We start from the raw sequence: 473 nt of genomic DNA on the forward strand, positions 1-473 counted from the left end.
CACCTACTCCGTGCTCAAGGCCGATGGCGACGGCATCCTCACCGACGTTCGGGTCGACCGCGGCCAAGTGGTCGCCGAAGGTCAGATCGTCGCACGCCTGGCCCATGACGGCGCCCGTGAAGCCATCGTCAACCTGCCGGAAAACAGGCGTGACCAAGCCTCCCAGCGCGCCCTGGCGTTCCCCTTCGGCGCGCCGGACCAGGCGGTCACCGCCACCCTGCGCGAGCTGTCCGCGAGTGCCGACCCGGCCACCCGCACCTACCGCGCCCGCTACGTGCTGCATGGCACCGTCGATCGTTTCGCCCTCGGCTCGACGATCACTCTGCGCCTGCAAGGCAACGACCAGGCCGTGCAAACCCGCGTGCCCATCGGCGCCTTGCACGACGCCGGGCAAGGCACCGGCGTGTGGCTGATCGGCGCGGACGACAGCGTCAGCTTCGCCCCGGTCAACGTTGTCAGTCTCGGCCAGGAAG

General features: G+C 69.8%; 1 protein-coding gene. It reads left to right on the forward strand.

Annotated features, from left to right (window positions below; translation table 11 throughout):
- On the forward strand, positions 1 to 473 hold a 473-nt coding region (locus IB255_RS30515; protein ID WP_192211291.1), incomplete at both ends, for an efflux RND transporter periplasmic adaptor subunit.

This window comes from Pseudomonas sp. PDM22, assembly GCF_014851965.1.
Taxonomy (GTDB): domain Bacteria; phylum Pseudomonadota; class Gammaproteobacteria; order Pseudomonadales; family Pseudomonadaceae; genus Pseudomonas.